This is a genomic window from Rhizobium sp. CFBP 8752, assembly GCF_014842035.1.
Lineage (GTDB): Bacteria > Pseudomonadota > Alphaproteobacteria > Rhizobiales > Rhizobiaceae > Neorhizobium > Neorhizobium soli.
In genome coordinates this window covers 1,678,977-1,696,945 of the sequence record NZ_JACYUZ010000001.1, presented here as the reverse complement: position 1 = coordinate 1,696,945, position 17,969 = coordinate 1,678,977, and the positions used below count along the sequence as shown (strand labels likewise).

21 protein-coding genes and 2 riboswitches are annotated in these 17,969 nt (G+C 60.1%); of the genes, 10 read left to right on the top strand and 11 right to left on the bottom strand.

The genetic code is table 11. From position 1 onward, the window contains the following. The first annotated feature begins 112 nt into the window (after window positions 1-112). Window positions 113-2,470 (top strand): bifunctional diguanylate cyclase/phosphodiesterase, encoded by a 2,358-nt coding sequence (locus tag IFT59_RS08125; RefSeq protein WP_192086588.1) that lies wholly within the window; start codon window positions 113-115, stop codon window positions 2,468-2,470. A gap of 9 nt (window positions 2,471-2,479) precedes the next feature. On the opposite strand, the gene IFT59_RS08120 is transcribed toward IFT59_RS08125, so the two are convergent. Further along, window positions 2,480-3,082 carry a TetR/AcrR family transcriptional regulator gene (locus tag IFT59_RS08120; RefSeq protein ID WP_113112177.1) on the bottom strand — a complete coding sequence of 201 codons (603 nt, stop codon included), beginning with the start codon at window positions 3,080-3,082 and terminating at the stop codon, window positions 2,480-2,482. 147 nt (window positions 3,083-3,229) lie between these two features. Between IFT59_RS08120 and IFT59_RS08115 the strand changes: the two genes are divergently transcribed. Further along, complete coding sequence (locus IFT59_RS08115) at window positions 3,230-3,619, top strand: RidA family protein (RefSeq protein WP_192086587.1); 390 nt, start codon at window positions 3,230-3,232, stop codon at window positions 3,617-3,619. A gap of 41 nt (window positions 3,620-3,660) precedes the next feature. On the opposite strand, the gene IFT59_RS08110 is transcribed toward IFT59_RS08115, so the two are convergent. From IFT59_RS08110 to gcvT, 7 genes are all read right to left on the bottom strand, one after another. Continuing rightward, window positions 3,661-3,918, bottom strand: a complete 258-nt coding sequence (locus IFT59_RS08110; RefSeq protein ID WP_062457086.1) for a hypothetical protein — start codon at window positions 3,916-3,918, stop codon at window positions 3,661-3,663. 196 nt (window positions 3,919-4,114) lie between these two features. Continuing rightward, window positions 4,115-4,339 (bottom strand): hypothetical protein, encoded by a 225-nt coding sequence (locus IFT59_RS08105; RefSeq protein WP_062458069.1) that lies wholly within the window; start codon window positions 4,337-4,339, stop codon window positions 4,115-4,117. A gap of 117 nt (window positions 4,340-4,456) precedes the next feature. Continuing rightward, complete coding sequence (gene rpsU, locus IFT59_RS08100) at window positions 4,457-4,702, bottom strand: 30S ribosomal protein S21 (protein WP_062457083.1); 246 nt, start codon at window positions 4,700-4,702, stop codon at window positions 4,457-4,459. 233 nt (window positions 4,703-4,935) lie between these two features. Next, complete coding sequence (locus tag IFT59_RS08095) at window positions 4,936-5,145, bottom strand: cold-shock protein (protein ID WP_062457081.1); 210 nt, start codon at window positions 5,143-5,145, stop codon at window positions 4,936-4,938. Between the two features lie 227 nt (window positions 5,146-5,372). Beyond that, on the bottom strand, window positions 5,373-8,246 hold the full coding sequence (gene gcvP, locus IFT59_RS08090; RefSeq protein WP_192086586.1) for an aminomethyl-transferring glycine dehydrogenase: 2,874 nt from the start codon (window positions 8,244-8,246) through the stop codon (window positions 5,373-5,375). After that, window positions 8,243-8,605, bottom strand: coding sequence for a glycine cleavage system protein GcvH (gene gcvH, locus IFT59_RS08085; RefSeq protein ID WP_062580646.1), 363 nt, complete (start codon window positions 8,603-8,605; stop codon window positions 8,243-8,245). The genes gcvP and gcvH overlap by 4 nt, the downstream gene beginning before the upstream one ends. 81 nt (window positions 8,606-8,686) lie before the next feature. Further along, window positions 8,687-9,823 carry a glycine cleavage system aminomethyltransferase GcvT gene (gene gcvT / locus IFT59_RS08080; protein WP_192086585.1) on the bottom strand — a complete coding sequence of 379 codons (1,137 nt, stop codon included), beginning with the start codon at window positions 9,821-9,823 and terminating at the stop codon, window positions 8,687-8,689. An 84-nt stretch (window positions 9,824-9,907) separates the two neighbouring features. Beyond that, window positions 9,908-9,992, bottom strand: a riboswitch (glycine riboswitch). Continuing rightward, window positions 9,993-10,079: riboswitch (glycine riboswitch) on the bottom strand. It abuts the riboswitch before it with no gap. A 173-nt stretch (window positions 10,080-10,252) separates the two neighbouring features. Here gcvT and IFT59_RS08075 point away from each other — a divergent pair. Continuing rightward, window positions 10,253-10,798, top strand: a complete 546-nt coding sequence (locus IFT59_RS08075) for a copper chaperone PCu(A)C (protein WP_113167436.1) — start codon at window positions 10,253-10,255, stop codon at window positions 10,796-10,798. A gap of 87 nt (window positions 10,799-10,885) precedes the next feature. Beyond that, a complete protein-coding gene (locus IFT59_RS23080) occupies window positions 10,886-12,073 on the top strand; it encodes a GNAT family N-acetyltransferase (protein WP_192086584.1) in 1,188 nt (395 codons plus the stop codon). Window positions 12,074-12,076: 3 nt separating this feature from the next. On the opposite strand, the gene IFT59_RS08065 is transcribed toward IFT59_RS23080, so the two are convergent. After that, window positions 12,077-12,358 (bottom strand): hypothetical protein, encoded by a 282-nt coding sequence (locus tag IFT59_RS08065; protein ID WP_062580651.1) that lies wholly within the window; start codon window positions 12,356-12,358, stop codon window positions 12,077-12,079. Between the two features lie 117 nt (window positions 12,359-12,475). Between IFT59_RS08065 and crcB the strand changes: the two genes are divergently transcribed. The 6 genes from crcB (at window position 12,476) to IFT59_RS08035 (ending at window position 16,360) form a co-directional block, all read left to right on the top strand. Continuing rightward, the gene (crcB, locus tag IFT59_RS08060) at window positions 12,476-12,853 is read left to right on the top strand and encodes a fluoride efflux transporter CrcB (RefSeq protein ID WP_062457064.1); all 378 of its coding nucleotides are present in this window, start codon (window positions 12,476-12,478) and stop codon (window positions 12,851-12,853) included. A 38-nt stretch (window positions 12,854-12,891) separates the two neighbouring features. Beyond that, window positions 12,892-13,884 carry an RluA family pseudouridine synthase gene (locus tag IFT59_RS08055; RefSeq protein ID WP_062457061.1) on the top strand — a complete coding sequence of 331 codons (993 nt, stop codon included), beginning with the start codon at window positions 12,892-12,894 and terminating at the stop codon, window positions 13,882-13,884. After that, window positions 13,881-14,534, top strand: a complete 654-nt coding sequence (locus tag IFT59_RS08050; protein ID WP_062457059.1) for an HAD-IA family hydrolase — start codon at window positions 13,881-13,883, stop codon at window positions 14,532-14,534. Before IFT59_RS08055 ends, IFT59_RS08050 begins: the two co-directional genes overlap by 4 nt. 9 nt (window positions 14,535-14,543) lie before the next feature. Continuing rightward, window positions 14,544-15,335, top strand: coding sequence for an ATP12 family chaperone protein (locus IFT59_RS08045; protein ID WP_192086583.1), 792 nt, complete (start codon window positions 14,544-14,546; stop codon window positions 15,333-15,335). 56 nt (window positions 15,336-15,391) lie between these two features. After that, window positions 15,392-15,883, top strand: coding sequence for a hypothetical protein (locus tag IFT59_RS08040; protein WP_062457054.1), 492 nt, complete (start codon window positions 15,392-15,394; stop codon window positions 15,881-15,883). 93 nt (window positions 15,884-15,976) lie between these two features. Then, window positions 15,977-16,360, top strand: a complete 384-nt coding sequence (locus IFT59_RS08035; protein WP_192086582.1) for a DoxX family protein — start codon at window positions 15,977-15,979, stop codon at window positions 16,358-16,360. Between the two features lie 54 nt (window positions 16,361-16,414). Here the strand turns inward: IFT59_RS08035 and fghA are convergent, their stop codons facing one another. Continuing rightward, window positions 16,415-17,248 carry an S-formylglutathione hydrolase gene (fghA, locus tag IFT59_RS08030; protein ID WP_192086581.1) on the bottom strand — a complete coding sequence of 278 codons (834 nt, stop codon included), beginning with the start codon at window positions 17,246-17,248 and terminating at the stop codon, window positions 16,415-16,417. A gap of 26 nt (window positions 17,249-17,274) precedes the next feature. After that, on the bottom strand, window positions 17,275-17,946 hold the full coding sequence (locus tag IFT59_RS08025; RefSeq protein ID WP_113110483.1) for a DUF1345 domain-containing protein: 672 nt from the start codon (window positions 17,944-17,946) through the stop codon (window positions 17,275-17,277). Between the last annotated feature and the right edge of the window lie 23 nt (window positions 17,947-17,969).

Genomic DNA, 17,969 nt, shown 5'->3' with positions numbered 1-17,969 from the left:
TTGGACACGTGCATGCCGGCACTGTATATTATTATTTCCTTAAATATTAACACCTAATGTTTTGCTGACAAGTCGATGAAATTGTTCGTCGTGCGTTCTTGTGGTGGCATCCATGTTTCGAGTTCTCGAATGCGTCGTGGTTCAGCATGATCGAAGCACTGTTCTTCTCGCGGCCGGCATCTGCGTCGTCGGCATGCTCGCATTTTTTCTGATCCATAGACGGGCGATCGAGTGCAACGAACGTCGGCGGCGGATCTGGCTCCTTGTCGCCAGCGCCACGGGCGGGCTTTCCATCTGGTCGACGCATTTCGTGGCAATGCTCGCCTACCAGGGCACGATCGCGATCGAATTCGAGCGCGTCCTCACCCTTGTCTCGGCTCTGACTGCCGTCGCGGGCTTCTGGTTGGCGCTGCAGATTGCCGATCGATCGAAGACGGTTTCTTCGCTCGCAGCCGGCATGGTCGCCACCGTCACGGTCGCCGCGATGCACTTGATCGGCACCGAAGCGATCCGTGCCGCGGCAACGACCCGCTACGAAATGACGCCCATCTTGATCGGCTCTGTTGTCTCTTTCTCTCTCTTCACCGCGGCGTTCGCCTCCACGACGCTTCGAAGAAGCACCCTGCGCCTGATCTGTGCAGTCGCTGCCAGTGTTGCTGCCATTTGCATCCTGCATTTTACTGCAATGTCGGCGACCGAGCTGATCCCCGATCCGACGCTTCCAGAGGCCTCGCTCGACGGTGGCGGGCGGATCTGGCTCATTGGCGCGGTTTCGATCGTCATGAGTGTGATCGTGCTGACGACTGTTGCCGCGAGCTTCATCGACCGGTACCTGACGGATTTGCGTGGCTTCGCCAACGCGACGCTTGAAGGCCTCGCGGTGGTTCGCGATGGCCGCGTCATCGAGACCAATGCTCGCTTTGCCGAATTGCTGTTGCTGCGCGACCGAGACATCCTCGGCCGAGATCCCGACGATCTTCTGGCGGCAGCCGACGGTCTTCCGCTGACGGCTCAAAGGAATTCCGCAGTCGCTGCCACGCCGAAAGTGACGGACCGTGAGGTCTTTCTCGAGGTTGCCGTCCATACGATCGAGTATCGCGGTCGCTCCTGCCAGGTTCTGGCTGTCCGCGATCTGACCGAGAAGCGCATTGCGGAGCGCCGCATCGAACACATGGCCCGCCACGACGCGTTGACCGACCTTCCAAACCGTACGCTCTTCAACGATCGGCTCGACGGTGCCTTGAGGACGGCTGCACTTTCCGGCGATGTGCTGGCGGTGCTTGCCCTTGATCTCGACCGCTTCAAGGCCGTCAACGATGTGTTCGGCCATGCGGAAGGCGATCGTGTCCTGATCCGGGTCGCCGATATCCTGCGGCGCTGTGTCGGTCCGGCCGATACGCCGTCCCGCATCGGCGGCGACGAGTTCATCATCCTCCAGACAGGCGTCGAGCAGCCGGCGGGCGCAAACCTGCTCGCCGAGCGTATCCTGGAAACCTTCCGCACCGAAATGAATGTCGCACTCGATCCCACCGCCGTGGGCGTAAGCATCGGCTGCGCGGTTTATCCGGACGACGGAGAAACGCCTGATGACTTGCGCAATGCGGCCGACATGGCCCTCTACAATGCGAAGTTCTCGGGACGTGGTACGGCAGCATTCTATTCCGCGGCAATGGACGCAGAGCTGCGCGAGCGGCGCGAGATCGAGAGCGAGTTGCGCTACGCCGTACTGCGCTCGCAACTCAGCATGGTATTCCAGCCACTCTTTGATGCCACAAGCGGCCTCTGCTCGGGCTATGAGGCCCTGATGCGGTGGAAGCATCCGCAATGGGGCAATGTCTCACCGAGCGTCTTCATTCCGGTTGCCGAGGAAACCGGCATCATCGTGCCGATCGGTGAATGGGCGATGCGCGAAGCCTGCAGGGTCGCCAGTACCTGGGATGACGGCCTGGCGGTAGCGGTCAACGTTTCGGCCATCCAGTTTCGCTTCCCGAACCTTGTCGACATGATTGCGTCGGCACTGGATGAGAGCGGTCTGGAGCCCCATCGGCTTGAACTCGAGATCACAGAGACCTCGCTGCTCAAGGACCGCGACACAACGCTCGCGACCTTGCTCCGGTTGAAGGCGCTGGGAGTCCATGTGGTGATGGATGACTTCGGCACCGGCTATTCGTCGCTCAGCAACCTGCACAGCTTCCCCTTTGACAAGATCAAGATCGACCGCAGTTTTATCAGCGAGATGGAGGAAAGCGACAGCGCCCGTGCCATCGTCAAAGCCATCATCGGTCTCGGCAAGAGCCTGGACTTGCCCGTCGTCGCGGAAGGCATCGAGACCTTCGGGCAGCACCGGATGGTGGTCGAAGACGGCTGCGAACAGCTGCAGGGTTTTCTCCTCGGCAAGCCGAAGAGCGAGGACGAAGTGGAGATCCTCTCAGGAATTCGCAATCTTCCGACTTATCGCCGTCGAGGTTGAGGTGGGCGATCATACGGGCTGTTTCGTCAGCAACCCGCTGGCAAGATGACGGAACGCTTCGACGGCTTTTTCCAACACGGCCGGCGGATCGTCGGCCGCAGCGATCCACAGTGCGGCGTTGAGTGCCGCACCGTTGATGAGACGTGCGGCGGCCTCCGCATCCATACTCTTGACCGTCCCTTCGGCGATGAGAGCGCTGATCGTATCCGCCGTGGTGCGCAGACAGGCGTTCTGATTGGGCCAACGCGATGGGTCGCCGAGGACAGCAGGACCATCCAGCAACATGATGCGCTGAATTTCCGGCTCCAGCGACATCTCGATATAGGCGACCGCCTCGGCAAGAAAGCCGTCCCAAAGTGTCCCGCCAGCGTGGTCTGCTGCAGCACGCATCCGCCGCAGCATCTCGGAATCGATCTGATCGATCACCGCTTGTAAAAGACCCTTCTTGTCACCGAAATTATGGTAGAGCGCACCCCGCGTCAGGCCGGCGGACGCCGTGAAGTCGTCCATGGACGAGCTGGCATAGCCTTTCTCGGCGAAGGACTTGCGAGCCGCGCTGATCAGCTTGACCCGCGTTTCTTCCATCATTGTTGTACGCTTGCTCGGCGCCATCGCTCACCCCCGGATCGAATTCTTACAGCAGTTGACATACGCAGCGTATCTGAGATACGCAGTTGCATACGGAGCGTATATCAAGATTGACGTGGGCAGGGAAGGCTCCTGCAACGCGAGCACTCAACAACCGATTGGAGACGAGCTATGATCGAACGAGAAGCAATTTTCCCCGCAGGCCGACAGGCCCTTTACGAGATCAACAAATACTCAGCCGCGATAAGGTCGGGTGATCTTCTCTTTGTGTCCGGACAGGTTGGCAGCCGTGATGACGGAACGCCGGAACCGAATTTTGAAAAACAGGTTCAACTCGCGTTCGACAATCTGCGTGCGGTTCTCGCAGCGGCAGGCTGCGGGTTCGACGACATCATCGACGTCACCACGTTTCACACCGACCCTGAAAATCAGTTCGGGACGATTCAGGCAGTTCGCTTGGGCACAATGGGGGAAAAGCCGTACCCGAATTGGACAGCGGTCGGGGTAAACTGGCTCGCGGGGTTCGATTTCGAGATCAAAGTGATCGCTCGTATCCCGTAATCCCGAGCGAGCCGCGATTGCAGCACGGTCAGGGCCCAATATCAGGCTACGGCGAGTTGCCGTAGCAATCGCTTCAATTCGACCGATTCCGGCAGAGGCTCGGGCGGTTCCGACTTGAGGTTGTTGCGATCATTGAGTTCAAACTGGTACCAGTTGAAAAGACCCGATGCGACAGTCTGAGCCTCCTCGCTCGACACGTCCACATGTCTTTCTTCGCACCAGGCTTCCAGGAATCTCTGAAGAAGTTCGAGATCATCCGAACCTAGCACGATCGCCGATGAGGCGTTGTCCTGACACATTCTACCCTCGCATACTTGACAGGCACTCTCCTGATATCGGCATAGCCGGATGATCAGAAAAGACTGCGGGGCGTCTTTGAAAAGGCGACACCTCAGCGCTGCATCCCGGAGTATGCATGCGTCCCGCAGTGCAAGTTAACGCAGAACCAACGAATTGGTTCAATTCGGGAAAAGCAGTCGGGAGTAAAACGAAAGATTAGGAAGTCTTGACCGCGCGCTTGGTCTTCGTCGCCGCTTTTTTTACAGGGGCGGGGGCATCAGCGGTCTGCTGGAGCCGCAGAGCACGTAGTTTTTCTGTCTTCTTTTCACGAGCAATAACTTCGGCGTCCAGGATGTCACGCACCACGGAGTTGGTCTGCTCCGATTTGGCTTGTGCCGACATTTTCGCGGGCTTGAAGAACTGGTCCTTGGTCGCTGTCATGCTTTCCTCCTGGAAACGGCCGATGTCTGCCGTGGACCGCGAGAATGGCATAGACTGCCATCCTGCGATTGGTTGCGTGGCTCTGGCTTGTGCTCAAAACCACGCTCATGTCGGAGCCTAGCGGGCGCGAGCTACGATGACTTTTTTCTTCGGAGCCGGAAGCAGGCCTTCGCGCTGCATCTGCTTGCGAGCAAGCTTGCGCGCGCGACGGATCGCATCTGCTTTTTCACGGGCACGCTTCTCGGAAGGCTTTTCGTAAGCGCTACGAGCCTTCATTTCGCGGAAGATACCTTCGCGCTGCATCTTCTTCTTCAGGACGCGGAGAGCCTGATCAACGTTGTTATCTCTGACGAGTACCTGCAAAATATCTCCTTACGCGGCGAACCGCTATCTCTTGAAATTTGTCGGACGCGGGTTGATCGGGAAGCGATCTCACATCCGCTCTCTTTTCACCCATTCGAAGTTAACCCGTCTAGCACAGTAAAACCTCAGAATGGACGAAAAAACAAAAGGCCGGGAGATGAACCCCGACCTTCCACCATCATCGCCGCCTTCGTGCCAGTACATCCGTGGTCACGCGGGGCAATGACAAAACCTTAAGCAGCGCGCAGGTTGTCTGCGGAGCTTTTGCCCGAACGCTTGTCCTGGACGATCTCGTAGCTGATCTTCTGACCTTCGTTCAGGCCATTCATGCCAGCGCGCTCAACAGCGGAAATGTGAACGAACACATCCTGGCTGCCGTTGTCAGGCTGAATGAAACCAAAACCCTTGGTGCTGTTAAACCACTTTACAGTGCCGGTATCCATAACGATTTCCTTTCAATCGTAGTAAGTTGCCAACCCTGAAATACGGGGTCGGGGGTAGATCGACGTTGAGAGGAAATCAGAAAGAGCTCCAAGTTTTCCGGGAGCTGCGGACGAGTCGCTAGCAAAGTTCGATGAAACTCAAAATAGAGAATAATTGCACTTAAACAAGGGCTGCGCGAAAATATATCCCGGAGAGGCCCAAAGCCCGGGCCTCTCCGTTATTCGTGTTACTCCGCGGCCTCCGCGTAGTCCTCAAGCGGCGGGCAGGTGCAGAGCAGATTGCGGTCGCCATAGACATTGTCGACGCGGTTGACCGGCGACCAGTATTTGTCGACACGGAAAGCGCCCGGCGGGTAGCAGGCCTGTTCGCGGCTATAAGGACGATCCCATTCGCCGACCAGGTCTTCCACCGTGTGCGGGGCGTTCCTCAGCGGGTTGTTGACCCTGTCCATGCGACCGTCTTCGATCGCACGAGCCTCTTCGCGGACTGCCAGCATCGCATCGCAGAACCGGTCGATCTCGGCCTTCGTTTCCGATTCCGTCGGTTCGATCATCAGCGTACCGGCAACCGGCCAGCTCATGGTCGGGGCGTGGAAGCCGCAGTCGATCAGGCGTTTTGCAACGTCGTCGACAGAGACGCCGGCCGAGGCGTTGAGCGGGCGGGTGTCGATGATGCACTCATGCGCGACGCGTCCGCTTGCGGACTTGTAGAGCACATCGTAGGCGCCCTTGAGCCGGGCTGCGATATAGTTGGCGTTGAGGATCGCAACCTTCGTCGCCTGCGTGAGCCCTTCGCCGCCCATCATCAGGCAGTAGGACCAGGAGATCGGCAGGATCGAGGGAGAGCCGAACGGCGCCGCCGAAACCGCACCTTCGCTCCCGAGTTCTCCGTCCCATTGCGGGTGACCGGGCAGGTGGCTTGCCAGGTGCGCCTTGACGCCGATCGGCCCCATGCCGGGACCGCCGCCGCCATGCGGAATGCAGAACGTCTTGTGCAGGTTGAGATGCGAAACGTCGGAACCGATGTCACCCGGGCGGGACAATCCGACCATTGCGTTCATATTGGCACCGTCGAGATAGACCTGGCCGCCATTGGCATGGGTGATCTCGCAAATCTCCTTCACCGTCTCCTCGAACACGCCGTGTGTCGAAGGATAGGTGATCATGCAGCAGGACAGATTTGCCGCATGCTGCTGTGCCTTGGCACGGAAGTCTTCGAGATCGATATCGCCGTTCTCGAGCACTTTCACGACCACGACCTTCATGCCGACCATCTGGGCCGAGGCAGGATTGGTGCCGTGCGCGGAGGTGGGGATGAGGCAGACGTCGCGATGCGTATCGCCATTGGCGATGTGATAGTTGCGGATCGTTAGCAGGCCCGCATACTCGCCCTGAGCACCGGAATTCGGCTGCATCGAGAAGGCATCGTAACCGGTGATCTGGCAGAGCTTTGCCGAGAGATCGTCGATCATCTCCTTGTAGCCGAGCGCCTGGTCGACGGGTACGAACGGGTGGATGTCGGAAAACTCCGGCCAGGTGATCGGCAGCATTTCAGCCGTCGCGTTCAGCTTCATCGTGCAGGAACCGAGCGGGATCATCGCGCGGTCCAGCGCCAAGTCGCGGTCCGACAGGCGGCGGATGTAGCGGGTCATCTCGCTTTCGGCGCGGTTCATGTGGAAGATCGGATGGGTCATGTAATCCGATTTTCTGAGAAGCGCGTTGGGCAGGCGGTATTCGACCGGGAAGTCCGACACCTTGAAGTCACCGCCGAATGCGCGCCAGACGGCCTCGAGCGTGACCGGGCGGGTGCGTTCGTCGAGCGACATGCCGATCTTTGTTTCACCCACCTTGCGCAGGTTGACGCCCTCGGCGACGGCCGCCCGCATGATCACACCCTGCATGTGGCCGACTTCGACGGTGAACGTGTCGAAGAACGTATCGGGTTCAATCGTGTAACCGAGCTTTTCGAGGCCCTTGGCCATCAGCACGGCCTTCTTATGCACCGCTTGGGCAATCGCCTTCAGACCTTCCGGGCCGTGGAAGACGCCGTACATCGAGGCCATCACGGCGAGCAGGACCTGCGCGGTGCAGATGTTCGATGTCGCCTTCTCGCGGCGGATATGCTGCTCGCGGGTCTGCAGCGACAGGCGGTAGGCACGGTTGCCGCGGGCATCGACGGAGACGCCGACGAGGCGGCCGGGCATGGCGCGCTTGTGCGCATCCTTGACCGACATGTAGGCCGCGTGCGGACCGCCGTAACCGACCGGAACGCCAAACCGCTGCGACGAGCCGATCGCGATATCCGCACCCATTTCGCCGGGCGATTTCAGGAGCGTCAGCGCCAAGAGATCGGCCGCCATGGCGGCAACCGCACCGGTCTGGTGCAGGCGGGAAATCAGGCCGGAGAAATCACGGACTTCGCCATTGGTGCCGGGATACTGGAAGATCGCGCCGAATACATCGACCGGGTCGAGATCGGTCATCGGGTCACCGACGATCACGCTCCAGCCGAGCGGGGCCGCACGTGTCTCGATCAACGCGATCGTCTGCGGGTGGCAGGCGTGGTCGACGAAGAAGGCGGTTGCCTTCGATTTCGCCTGACGCTGGCAGAGCGCCATGGCTTCGGCAGCAGCCGTTGCTTCATCGAGCAACGACGCATTGGCGACGTCGAGGCCGGTCAGGTCGCAGATCATCGTCTGGAAGTTCAGGAGCGCTTCGAGGCGGCCTTGAGAGATTTCCGGCTGGTAGGGCGTGTATGCGGTGTACCAGGCTGGGTTCTCCAGAATGTTGCGCTGGATGACAGGCGGCGTCACGGTGCCGTAATAGCCCTGTCCGATCAGCGTGGTCAGCACCTGGTTCTTGTTGGCGGTCTCGCGCAGCTTGTCGAGCGCTTCTCGTTCGGTCAGCGCCGCACCCCAGGTCAGCGGGTTCTGCTGGCGGATGGAGGGGGGGACGGTGGCATCGATCAGCGCGTCGAGCGACTTGTAGCCGATCACGGCTAGCATATCGCTCATCTCCGTCGGGGAGGGACCGATATGGCGACGGTTGGCAAAGTCGTAAGGATCGTAGTCGGTGAAGTGGAAGTCGGTCGAGTCACTCATCCGATCAGTTCCTTATAGGCAGCTTCGTCCATCAGCGCGTCGGCGTCGGCTACATTCTTGAGCTTCAGCTTGAAAAACCAGCCGGCAGCCTGCGGATCGGAATTGACCAGCGAGGGGTCGTCGACGATCGCCTGATTGACTTCGGTGACTTCGCCGTCGAGCGGCGAATAGACGTCGGAAGCTGCCTTGACGCTTTCGACGGTTGCGGCATTGCCGTCCTTCACCAGCTCGGCACCGACTTCCGGCAGTTCGACAAACACGAGATCACCTAGCTGCTCGGCAGCATGGGTGGTGATGCCGACGGTGGCAACGCCGTCTTCGAGTTTCAGCCATTCGTGTTCGGCGGTGAATTTCAGCATGGGAATGTCCTCTTAAGGAAAGCGTGAATGGGGATGACGTGGGGGGGAGGCCGGGGGTGGGGCCAGGCCTCCCGCGCGTGTTTATCGCTTGTAGGTCGGCGTGATGAACGGCAGCGCGGCCACCGTCATCGGCAGGTATTTTCCACGGACCTCGGCAAAGACCTGCGTACCCGCTGCTGCATGACTGACGGGGACGTAACCCATGGCAACCGGACCTTCGACCGTCGGGCCGAACGTACCAGAGGTGACTTCGCCAAGTTCCTGCAGCCCGTCCGCATCGGCAAACAGTTTCGCATGCGAACGCACCGGCGCCTTGCCTTCCGGCTTCAGGCCGACGCGGCGGCGGCTGGTACCGTCTGCCAGTTCGCCAAGGATGCGGTCCGCACCCGGGAACCCGCCTTCGCGGTCGCCGCCGGCCTTGCGAGCCTTTTGCAGCGCCCATTCGAGCGATGCTTCGATCGGTGATGTCGTGGTGTCGATGTCGTTTCCATAAAGACACAGACCGGCTTCAAGGCGCAGGCTATCACGGGCGCCGAGGCCGATGGCTTCGCAGTCTGGGTGCTCGAGCAATGCCTTGGCAACTGACACGGCATGGTCTTGCGGGATCGAGATCTCGAAACCGTCCTCGCCGGAATAACCGGAGCGCGAGATGATGCAAGCAACGTCGTGCAGCGGCACTTCGCGGACATCCATGAACTTCATTGAGGAGACGCCAGCCCAAAGCTCAGTCAGAACAGCTTCGGCGCGTGGCCCCTGGAGGGCGATCAGCGCGCGGTCGTCGAGCAGGGTGACCTCGCAGTCCGGAAGGTGCGCCTTCATGTGCGCAAGGTCGGCATCCTTGCAGGCGGCATTGACGACAACGAGAAGATGGTCGCCGCGATTGGTGATCATGAGGTCGTCGAGAATGCAGCCATTGTCGTCGGTAAAGAACCCATACCGCTGACGGCCTTCCTTCAGCGACAGGATATCGACCGGAACGAGCTTTTCCAGCGCAAGTGCTGCATCTGCATAGTCGCCGGACTTCGCTCTGACGATGACCTGGCCCATGTGGGAGACATCGAACAGGCCTGCGGCAGCACGCGTATGGAGGTGCTCCTTCATCACGCCGAGCGGATATTGCACCGGCATGTCGTAGCCCGCGAACGGCACCATCTTCGCACCAAGCGAGAGATGCAACGCGTTGAGCGGTGTGGTCTTGAGAACTGAGTGATCGTCCAAAAAGGCGCCTCCAGGTTTTGGCGGTCGCTGAGTAAAATCAGCTCACACGCCGGCTCTGATCAGGGCGCGGTTACGCGCCTGTTTCGAGCCCCCTCTGTCCTTTTCGCCTGAGATTGTTATCCCTTCGGCGAGCCCCCGATCACGGTTGCTACTCTCCAGAGTTCCGGTTGGTCGCCCGTGGTCCTTTTGCCTGAGAGTTTCCGGGGCGGTTGCTCCTTCGGCACCGCATCGAAGCGGCTTCTCCCAACGGGTATGAGGTTCATTATCGAGGAGGCGACAGGTTTGACAAGGGGAGAATGTCGTCGTGACAAAGATTTTTGTCGTACACCATAGGTTTAGGCATCGCGACTGAGTGCCAAGGTTCAAGCTTTCCGCACGTTCAGGAATCTGCTCTACCCGTCGTCTTGAAAGACGATGGGAGGCGTTGTCATGAAATTTCTTGCGACTCTGGCGCTGTTTGCAGCGACACTTGGTGCGGCGGCAGATCAATCCTATGCCCAGGCGGGAGATGCCGGTTCCGGGAATGGTGGCATGCACATGCACGGATCGTCCGATCCGGCGGCCACATCGGGCGCCACAGTCAAAGTCGGTACGCTCGAGATTTCCGGCGGCTATGTTCGCGCCATGCTACCCGGCCAGCCGGTCGGCGGTGGCTATCTCGTGATCCGCAACACGGGCAGCGAAAACGATCGACTCGTCTCCGCCTCATCGCCTCTGTCGCCTGCCGTGGAGATCCACGAAATGTCGATGCAGGGCCAGATCATGAAGATGCGCCGTCTCGAAGGCGGCATTGCGGTCCCAGCCGGCCAGACCGTCGAGTTGAAGCCCAGTGGACTGCATCTGATGTTCACCAAAGTCGAGACGCCTTTCAAGCAGGGCGACAGCGTGCCCCTGGAGCTGACCTTCGAGAAGTCCGGCAGTCTCGATCTCACGCTCCCGGTCCAGGGTTTCCGTCCTGTCAACCAGCATAACTGATCACGCGGGATGTGATCTCAGGCGTAATATCTCGTTTAGCTCCGCCATCTATTCTGCCGATGGGTTGGCTTTGTGGGGACGAAGATCGTGGATATTTCCAGTGCACCGGAACCGGACGCCGGTATTTACCGACGCCTCAGCACGCTCGCGGAAATCGACACGGTTGCCGACGCCTGGCGGGCCCTTGAAAGCCGGTGCGAAGACCGGCTGACCTATTTTCAGAGTTTCGATTGGTGCCGCGGCTGGGTCGCAGCCTTTGCCGGCGATGGCTCCGCGTTCGAATTCCGGATCGAGACTGTGTGGCGGAACGGCAGTCTCGTCGCAGTCTGGCCTCTGATGGTTCAGACCGTCAGCGGCATAAGGGTATTGGAAAACCTCGGCGCCCCTCACTCGCAATACTGCAATCTCCTGTGCGACGACGCCCATCTTGCCGGATTGCTGATGGGCAAGTTGCTGACCCGTATCGAGATGATGCCCGATTGCGATGTCGCGATCTTTCACCCCGTTCCGCATCAATCCTCGCTGGGTCTTCTGCTTCGCTCACAGCCGAAGATCCGCGGCTACGGCGGAAGCAGCGCCGTGCTCGATCTCACGCAGTTTGCGGGCTCGGACGCATACCGCTCGCACGGCGGCAAATTGAAGAAGCGCAATCGCAACCGTCGGCGCAACCACCTGGCGCGGCTCGGCGAACTCACCTTCGAGATGATCTGGCCCTCCGATCAAAGGTTTGCCGAATACGTTCGCGAATGTGCGGCGATGAAGCGGGTCTGGCTGCGCGAGACCGGGAGAAGCAGCAGCGGTTTTTCCTTCGATGGCCTGGACGATTTCCTGGCGAGCCTGACGGGTGATGCCGCGTTGCTAGAGGGTGCGTGCCTTTCGATCCTGCGGGCCGGCGATGTCACGGTGGCGATGGAGCTCGGCTTCGTGCGGGCAGGGCACTACTATGCCTATCTCGGAAGCTTCGACTGGAGCCTGCGGCATCTCTCCGCCGGCAAGGTGCAGATGGAAATGACAGTCTGCTGGCTGATCGACAACAGGATCAAGACCTACGATCTTCTCGGCGGCGATGGCGCCTACAAACAATCCTGGGCAAACCAGAAACTGGTGCTGAACGGCTATAGCCTGCCCTTCTCGTGGAAAGGGCGCCTCTACGCGCAGGCTTGGCTTCCGGTCATCCGTCCATTCGCCAAGCGGATGTATTTCACGATACCCGAAAGCTGGCGCCGCTTCCTCAGCGGCATTCAGGGTGTCGGACTTCTTGTACTCGGGGTCTGAAGGTCACTCTTCCGTGTCACGATAGGCGGCTTCGGCCATCTGCAGCGATGCCTGCTGCTGCGGAGGCTGCTGGCCGGCATCGAGGAAATCGAGAGACAGGCTGGTCGCAAGCGTCATCGCCCCGGTGACCGTCGGATCGGTCGCACTCTGATCACGCGCAGAAGCGCGTTCGGCGACACGTTTGGCCTCACCAATTCTCGCTTTGACGGACAGTTGCGGCGGCGTTCGTAACGTCTCTATGGCGAGCGCTGCCATGCTTGCCGAAATTGTCGTCAACTGAACCATAGCAACCGCCTTCAACCCATTCGGCACATATGTAATATGCGCCGAGTTTGCCGCGATTTAACCGAAATCCCGGCACTTTAACGGTAGGCACGATTTAGGACTTTTCTGGATATCTCGATGATCAATATCATACTTGTCGCACTCGGCGGCGCATTCGGTTCCGTCGCCCGCTACCTCGTGGGCGTCTGGACGCTGCGCCGGTTCGGGCCGAACTTTCCCTGGGGAACGCTGACCGTCAACATCGTCGGCTGTTTCGCAATCGGTTTGCTAAGCGAGGTGATTGCTCGGCGCCTCAACGCCTCGCCTGAGATGCGTCTCCTGCTGGTGACTGGATTTCTCGGCGGCTTCACGACATTCTCGGCCTTTTCGCTGGACGTCATCTCGCTTTTCGAGCGCGGTGCGACCGTGGCGGGAGCAAGTTATGTGATCGCCAGCGTCGGCGTGTCGCTGTGTGCAGTCTTTGCCGGGCTGGCGCTCGGGCGGGCAATGCTCTAAAGGGCAGGACTGATCACAGATAAGATGAAAGAGCTTTGATGGCAGGCATCGAGCATATCCGCGTCGAGGCGGACGAGGCAGGCATGCGCCTCGACCGTTGGTTCAAGATCCATTTCCCGGGTCTCGGCTTCGGCCCTCTACAGAAACTACTGCGCTCCGGACAGGTGCGGATCGACGGTGGCCGTGTGAAAAGCGACACGCGCGTCGAGCCCGGCCAGATGGTCCGCATTCCTCCGATGGATACCGACGCGAAGAACAGCGGGCCGATCGCGGGCAAGGATCTGAAGCACGCCGGCGACTACGAGCTTTTGCAGCGGATGATGCTGCATGAAGACGATAAGGTCTTCGTCCTCAACAAGCCCGCGGGTCTGGCTGTACAGGGCGGATCCGGCGTGACCCGCCATATCGACCAGATGATGGATGCCTTCACCAACAAGAGAGGCGAAAAACCGCGTCTCGTCCACCGGATCGACCGCGACACATCAGGCGTCCTGGTTGTTGCCCGAACCCGCGGTGCTGCACAGAAGCTGACCGCGGCATTCCGCGAGCGCGATACCAAAAAAACCTACTGGGCCCTGGTCAAGGGCGTGCCGCGCAAGCGCGAGGACAAGATTTCCAACTGGCTGGTCAAGGAACAGACGCCCGACGGCGACCGCATGCGGATCGCCAGGCATGGTGAGGAGGGCGCCGATCACGCGGTCTCCTACTACCGCGTTCTGGAAACCGCCGCGCAGACGATGGCGTGGCTGGAGATGGAGCCCTATACCGGCCGTACGCACCAGCTGCGTGTCCATGCGCTGCATCTCGGTCACCAGATCATCGGCGATCCGAAATATTTCGACGACGATCACAACTGGCCGTTCCCGGGCGGCATCCAGAAAAAGCTGCATCTGCACGCGCGCCACATCGACATCCCGCATCCGGATGGCGGTCGTCTGCGGGTCACGGCTCCGCTGCCGCCGCACATGGTGCAGTCCTGGAACCTTCTGGGCTTCGACATGGAGAACGGTCGGCGGGAGGACCAGGAATGAAGCTTGTCCTGTTCGATTGCGACGGCACGCTGGTCGACAGCGCCGAACTGATCCACGAGACGATGCTGCGCACCTTCCGTCACTTCGGCAAGGCTGAACCCACATTGGCGCAGACCAAGTCGATCATCGGCCTGACGCTCGATATCGCGATCGCCCGCATCGACGGCAAGCCGCATGCCGATGAGGAGGCCGTCGAGATGATGGCCTACTACAAGTCGCTCTTTTCCGTGGTGCGCCAGGATCTCGATTTCCGCGAGCCTTTGTTCGATGGGATAAAGGACCTGATCGAGACGATCGGACCGCGAGACGACCTGTTGATCGGCGCTGTCACCGGCAAATCCCGTCGCGGCCTCGACATGATCATGAACACGCACGGCTATGCAGACCATTTCGTCGTCAGCCGCACGGCAGATGATTGCCCGTCCAAACCCCATCCGGCGATGGTCACCGAATGCTGCGACGCGACGGGCGTGTCGCCCGAAGACACTCTTGTCATTGGCGATGCGATCTACGACATGCAGATGGCAAAGGCGGCCGGTGCAACGGCAATCGGTGTTTCCTGGGGATACGCCTCGGTTGGCGAGCTTCAGAAGGCCGGAGCCGACCACATCGTCCATCATCCAAGCGAATTGCTGCCGTTGATCGGCTGAGGGTTTTCCATGCGCGACATACTATCCGACCCGAACGCCGGTTTGAGCCACGAAGACCCGACCCGACGGGCACAGATCCAGATGCACAAGCCTCTGCCGAAGCGCTTCTACAAGGAAGTCTCGGTTGAGGCGGGCGAGGGTGACTTCGCTATCCTTCTCGACGGGCGGCCGGTGAAGACACCCGCCAAGAACGCCTTGAGAATGCCGACCACACGGGTTGCCGAACTCGTTCGTGACGAATGGGCATCGCAGGTGGATGTGATCGATCCGCGCACGATGCCGGTGACACGGCTCGTCAACACCGCGATCGACGGCATTGCCGCCGACCCGCAGGCCGTGTTCGAGGACATCCTTCGCTTCTCGTCGAGCGACATGCTGTGCTACCGCGCAGAAACACCTGCAAACCTTGCGCTTCGCCAGGCCGAGCAATGGGATCCCGTCCTCGACTGGGCAGCGAACGCGATCGGTGCGCGCTTCGAGGTGATCGAGGGTGTCATGCCCAAGGAGCAGCCTAAGGAAGCGATCGCCGCCCTTTCCGGGGTGTTGCGCAAGTATGCGTCCCCGATCGAGCTCGCATCTCTCCATACGGTGACATCGCTGACGGGCTCCGCAATTCTGGCAATTGCTTTTGCCGAAGGTGAACTCTCCGTCGATGACACATGGCGGATCGCGCATCTGGAGGAAGATTGGGCAATCGAACATTGGGGATCCGATGCCGAGGCGGAACACCGCCGGGCAAAGCGGTTCGAAGAGATGCAGGCTGCTGCTGCGGTTTTCGACGCAACCACAGGGCGGATTTAATCCTTCTCTAACCCTGTTGGGGGAAGATCGGTACAGTCTGCGTATCGAGTTTCCCCATGCGTTCCGGTGTCCTGCGCCTAGCCCTGATCTTGACCCTGACGCCATCGCTGATGGCGTTTCGCATGCCGTTGGAAGATGGTGTGCGCGACAAGCTTCTTTACGACGTCAGGGGAGCTTTCGTGACGGCACGGCCCGACGTGCCACAGGGCCTCGTCATTGCCACCGACATGCTGATCGATGAGGCTGTCCGCTCGACGATGCGGCCGAGCATGCTGCCGCGAACCATCATCTCCGTCAGGATCGACCGCGCAGCGCCCGTTCCCGTCGTCTTCGGCCGGCGGCTGGAGGCGAGGGTCACGGTTCAGGCCGTCTCCGTCTCGACAGGTGAACCGGTCGCGACGGGCTCCTTCGAAACGTCGGTCTTCCTTTTCGGCAACAAGGATGCCGATGCAGCTCTTGCCAGAAAGATTGCCGACCGGGTGGCAAGCGAGTTCCGTCTGCGCAGCGGACATTCCGCAACCATCACATCTGCCCTGTTCGAGCCCTGATTCTTGATGAAATGCATTTGATTTCCGCAGGCAAACCGAGCTTAACTCGTTTGCTGCCGCGCAGCCGCGGCAATGCTACGAGAGGGATTTGACATGCAGTTTTTCAATAGTCTGGGACAATACCGTCCGCAGGCGCTGGCCGTGCTAAGAATCGTTGCAGCCCTGCTCTTCATCGAGCACGGCACTATGAAGTTGTTCGGTTTTCCGGCACCGATGGGCGACGGTGCTTTGCCGCCGCTTCTGCTGATCGCAGCGCTGCTTGAAGTGGTCGGTGGCGCCTTGCTGGTTGTCGGCTTTATGACCCGCCCGGTCGCGTTTCTGCTGTCCGGCCAGATGGCCGTCGCCTATTTCATGGCGCATGCCAGCAAGGGCTTCTGGCCGGCGCTGAACGGCGGCGAAGGCGCCATCCTGTTCTGCTTCATTTTCCTGTATCTCGTCTTCTCCGGCCCCGGTGCCTGGGCAGTCGACAAGAATTGAGATTTTACGCCCGCGAGCGATTGCGCGCGGGCGTCCTGATCCTCGGACGGGCGATTAGGCCAGACGCTCGGCGTGCCAGCGCAGATGGTCGTCCATGAATGTCGAGATGAAGAAGTAGGAATGGTCGTAGCGCTCATGCAGTCTGAGCGTCAGGGCAATATCCTTGCCCTCGATTGCCTGTTCGAACAGCCATGGCCGCAGGCCGCTGTCGAGGAAGTTGTCGGCCTTGCCCTGATCGAGCAGGAATTCCGGAAAATGCGCCCCGTCCTTCACCAGCGCGCAGGCATCGTATGGCCGCCACGTTGACTGATCGGAACCGAGATACTTCTCGAGCGCCGGCGCAGACCAGTCAGCGGTTGTCGGCTCGACGATGGGCGCAAAGGCCGAGCAGCTCTTGAACCGGTCGGGGTTTTTGAGAGCAATCGTCATGGCGCCATGGCCACCCATGGAGTGGCCGAAAATCCCCTGCCTGCTCATGTCGACACGGAAGTGCTCGCCGATGAGAGCGGGCAGTTCCTGCGTGATGTAGGTGTACATCTGGTAGTTCTCGGCCCAGGGCTGCTGCGTGGCATCGAGGTAAAATCCGGCACCCTTGCCCATCTGCCAGTTGGTCGCCTCATCCGCGACGTCGTCTCCGCGCGGGCTTGTGTCGGGGCAGACGATGACGAGACCGAGCTCTGCAGCCAGCCGGCGATACTCGCCCTTGTCCATCACGTTCTGATGGGTGCAGGTGAGGCCCGATAGAAACCAGAGGACAGGGCACGGCTCGGACACCGCCTGCGGTGGCACGAACACGGCAAACGTCATGTCGCATTTGCAGGCATCCGACCGATGCGAATAGACGCCCTGCATGCCGCCGAATGCGGTGTTCTGTGAGATGATCTTCATCGGTCATGTTCCTCGATGTTGGGGCTTTAGCCGGCCAGCGAAACGACTGCGTTGACCGCAGCGGCTACCAGCACCGTATTGAAAAAGAAAGACACGACCGAGTGGAGGAGATTGATCCTGCGCATGTCGGTCGCCGTGATCGCGACATCGGACGTCTGGGCGGTCATGCCGATGATATAGCCGAAATAGAGAAACTCCCAGCCGCCCGGACGATCGGTTCCGGGAAAGTCGAGGCCGCCAACCGGGCCCTCGACCTTGTCGTCGCCGGGGCGCCAGTAGAGATGGGCGTAATGTAGGGCAAACATCATGTGCAGCGAAAACCAGCCGAGAATGACGGCGGCGAAGCCGACCATCACATCCAACGCACCTGACGTCTGCTTGTCGTTCATCGCTTCAAACAGCGTCACCAACGAAATCGCCGCCGCTGCAAGCGTGACGGCCAGGATAAGCGGTGCCGGTTCGTCGGTGTTCTGGCCGCTTTTCTCGAAGCGGTCGGCGTCCAGATGCGGGATTCGGAATGCCATCAATCCAAGATAGACGACGAAAAAGATGATCGCCGTCAGCGCTGCGGCAAGCTCCGGCAGCTGCCAGATCAGCACAGGCAACGCGACGACTGCGACGATCGCCGACGCGAAGAAGGGCCCATGCCGGCGGCGGCGCCAGTACCACAGCGATGCCTTGCCCTGTTGTGTTGACATCCGCCCTCCCGTACCGCCTCGAT